Raw genomic sequence first — 3,778 nt, 5'->3', positions numbered from 1 at the left:
CCGCGTGTCGTCCGAGGTAACCGCCTACGTCGCCACCAAGTAACACAACACGGTGAGGTGCCGGGCCACCACGGCCCGGCACCCCACCAACCACACAACACAACAATGCTTACAACAATGGTTTTTCATCGCCACCCCACCAGACACCCAGTCACACTTAGAGTCCTTAGAGGCTCGCTGAAGGAGTAGCCATGTCTGGGAATCCTGACGCCTACGTCCACCAAACATACGACCAGACCGTGAACGCGCGCCGGAAGACCACCCGGCATGGTCAGCCTGCGGCGAGCGGCAAGCCCCAGACCGGGGCGCCCGACAGGCTCGACCTGAAGTCGTTGGCTCGACCGATCCGCGCCGCCAATCCGCTGGGCGAGGACTTCGACTACGCGAAGGAATTCCTCTCGCTCGACCTCGAAGAGCTGGCACGCGATGTGGACGGGGTGTTGACGACGTCGCAGGACTGGTGGCCCGCCGACTTCGGACACTACGGACCGCTTGTGCTGCGGATGGCCTGGCACAGTGCCGGCACCTACCGGATCGGAGACGGTCGGGGAGGTCCCGGAGCGGGGATGCAGCGCTTTGCCCCCTTGAACGGATGGCCTGACAACCGCAACCTGGATAAGGCGCGCAGACTCCTGTGGCCGGTGAAGCAGAAACACGGCGGTAAAATTTCATGGGCCGACCTGATGGTCTTCGCGGGTAACCGTGCGCTGGAGACGATGGGCTTCAAGACGTTCGGATTCGCCGGCGGCCGGGAAGATGCGTGGGAGGCCGATGACACCTACTGGGGACCGGAAGCCAGGTGGCTCACCGACGAGCGACACAGCGGCATCCGTGATTTGGAGGAGCCCCTGGCGGCCAGCGAGATGGGACTGATCTACGTCGACCCACAGGGCCCGGCGACGGTGCCCGACCCGTTGGCCTCCGCCCGCGATATCCGTCAGACGTACCGTCGAATGGGATTGAACGATGAAGAGACCGTCGCGTTGAATGTGGGCGGGCATACGTTCGGCAAGAGCCACGGAGCGGCCGATCCCGGCACCAGCCTCGGGGCCGAACCCGATGCCGCACCGCTCGAGCTCCAAGGTCTGGGCTGGTCGAACAGTTTCGGAACGGGCAAGGGCGCCGACGCCGTCAGCAGCGGACTCGAAGGGATTTGGACAGCGACTCCCACCACATGGGATAACAGCTTCTTGGAGACACTGTTCGCCTATGAGTGGGAAGTGGCACTCAGCCCTGCCGGGCTATGGCAATGGATCCCTAGCAATGGTGCCGGTGCCGGCACCGTCCCTGATGCCCACGACCCGTCCAAGACGCATGTCCCGACGATGCTGACGACGGACCTGGCTTTGCAGGAGGATCCGGCATACGAAGCGATCGCACGACGTTTTCTGGAGCATCCGGATCAGTTGGCGGATGCCTTCGCTCGGGCCTGGTTCAAGCTCACGCACATAGATATGGGCCCAGCCGAGCGCTACCTGGGGTCACTCGTCCCGTCCGAGCCGTTGTTGTGGCAGGATCCGCTGCCTGACGTCGACCACGAGCTCGTCGATGCTGACGACATCGCTGCGTTGAAGAGCGAACTGCTCGAGTCGGGTCTGGCGGTGGGGCAACTGGTCTCGACGGCGTGGGCTTCGGCTTCCACCTTCCGAAACAGCGACAAGCGCGGTGGGGCGAATGGTGCGCGCATCCGTCTCGAACCGCAACGAAGCTGGGCCGTCAACGAGCCTGAAACGCTGGTGACAGTGTTGAGCACGCTTGAGCAGATCCGCGAACAGTTCAACGATTCCCAGCGTGCCGGTAAGAAGATCTCGCTCGCCGACCTGATCGTGCTCGGTGGGTGCGCCGCGATCGAACATGCCGCAGCCAGAGCCGGTCATATCATCGAGGTGCCGTTCCGGCCCGGACGCACGGATGCGACGCAGGAGTGGACCGACCCCGGATGGTTTGCAGTGCTCGAACCGACTGCGGACGCATTCCGCAGTTACCTGAGCAAGACCAACCGGATGCCGTCCGAAGTGCAACTCGTCGAGCGTGCAAGCCAGCTGACCCTGAGTGGCCCCGAGATGGCAGTGTTGCTCGGTGGTCTGCACGTGATCGGTGCGAACCATGACCAATCTTCCCTCGGCGTGCTCACCTCGACGCCGGGCTCATTGACCAATGATTTCTTCGTCAACCTGCTCGATATGGACATCGTGTGGGCACCGAAGACGGTCGATGGAACGGCGGAAGCAATCTACGAGGGTCGCGATCGGCACACCGACGAGTTCCTATGGGTTGCAAGTCGTACAGACCTTATCTTCGCGAACAATTCCGAGTTGCGTGCGCTGGCGGAAGTGTATGCAAGCCGGAATGTTGAGGAGAAGTTCCTCCGCGACTTCGCGTCTGCTTGGGACAAGGTCATGAATCTTGACCGGTTCGACCGATGACAGTCGTCTCTGCCTGTCATACGCCTGGTTACCGGCGGCCGATGTCACCCGTCATGGCGATGGCGAGGTCAGCCGTTGCCTGCCGTGTCGAGCGAGGTTCATACTGCGTTCCTGGCTGGTCGCTCCGGGATCAGCCCATCGTGTGATGGCTTGCAGGAAACGTCTATCCTGAGTGAGCTGTACAGGATCGCAAAATCCCGTACAGCTCACTCACCGGATATTTGTTCCGCGGGCCGGGCGCCCTGACCCAGTGGTAGCGGCAGGGCACCCGTCGGAGTGTCCTTATTCGGAAGCAGCTTCGACGCCGACCTCGGCGACGGCCTGGTCCTGTTCGCCGGTGCCGCCGCTGACGCCGACGGCGCCGATCACTTCGCCGCCACGCAGGACGGGGATGCCACCGGCAAAGATGATGATCCGGCCGTGATTGCTGGCGGCGATGCCGTAGTACTGCTGGCCGGGCTGGGAGTTCTCGCCCAGTTCCTTGGTCTGTATGTCGAAGGCCCTGGCGGTGAAGGCTTTGTTGATGGCGATGTCGATGCCGCCGAGCCAGGCGCCGTCCATCCGGACGTGGGAAATGACGTTGCCGCCGACATCGACGACGGCGATGTTCATGGGCTGGCGGATCTCCAAGGCTTTGGCCTCGGCTGCATCGATGATGGCGCGAGCATCCGTGAGGGTCAGTGTCATGGTGGTTCTCCTTCTGATCAGGTGGTGCTGCGGATTCGTCCGACGCGTAGTTGCTGGACGGTTGACGGGCAGGCACGCGAAGATTGGCGGCGTCGCGCTACTTGCGTGTTGGTCGTGCATCGGGTGGTGGCACTGCGGGTTAGCCGGAGTGCCACCGAGGAGCATGAGTTGTGCGCTTCCTCGATAACCCGGGCGGCAATGAGTTTCTAAGTCAGGCCATCGGTGACAAGACCTTTGTAAGGCGGTTCTTGTTCGCTTCGAAGAGTATGTCCTAGACCCATCATCGGCAACTGCCGTGAACCTATCCGCTTTCGGTCTTCAATTTCGACCGCCATGCGCCCTTTTGTCCCTGGAACACCATTCAATGATTGCAGTTGGCAAGTCCCCGGCAAGCTGGATCCAAGGGAGGTGGCAACCAGTAAAAGCGACATGCAGCAGTACTCGCCCAGGGCCTTTACCGGAAGCAGCCAGGAGCGACGACAGTCCAGATGCAAGAAGGTCAAGAAGCCGGTTTACCTCAAGCGAGGGTGCGTTATCGCGCCCCCTGTGTTGGCGACCGCCGGCGGTGCTGTGTGGGGTGTTGTGTGGGGGGTTTTGTGTGACGAGCGGCACAGTGAGGGGGGGTGAGCGGTGTGGTTGGGGGGTCTTGCGGTGGGGTCTGGTGG

The 3,778-nt window shown here is 62.3% G+C and carries 2 protein-coding genes; one reads left to right on the top strand and one right to left on the bottom strand.

What is annotated here, in order from left to right:
* Nucleotides 1–191 precede the first annotated feature (191 nt).
* Nucleotides 192–2,426: a catalase/peroxidase HPI gene (gene katG, locus D6T63_RS18735; protein ID WP_120150844.1), complete on the top strand. Its 2,235-nt coding sequence runs from the start codon at nucleotides 192–194 to the stop codon at nucleotides 2,424–2,426.
* A gap of 282 nt (nucleotides 2,427–2,708) precedes the next feature.
* Here the strand turns inward: katG and D6T63_RS18730 are convergent, their stop codons facing one another.
* The gene (locus D6T63_RS18730) at nucleotides 2,709–3,113 is read right to left on the bottom strand and encodes a GlcG/HbpS family heme-binding protein (protein ID WP_120150843.1); all 405 of its coding nucleotides are present in this window, start codon (nucleotides 3,111–3,113) and stop codon (nucleotides 2,709–2,711) included.
* Nucleotides 3,114–3,778 lie beyond the last annotated feature (665 nt).

This window comes from Arthrobacter cheniae, assembly GCF_003602275.1.
Taxonomy (GTDB): Bacteria; Actinomycetota; Actinomycetes; order Actinomycetales; family Micrococcaceae; genus Arthrobacter_D; species Arthrobacter_D cheniae.
The sequence above is the reverse complement of the archived record's forward strand: the minus strand, read 5'-3'. Positions and strand labels throughout refer to the sequence as shown.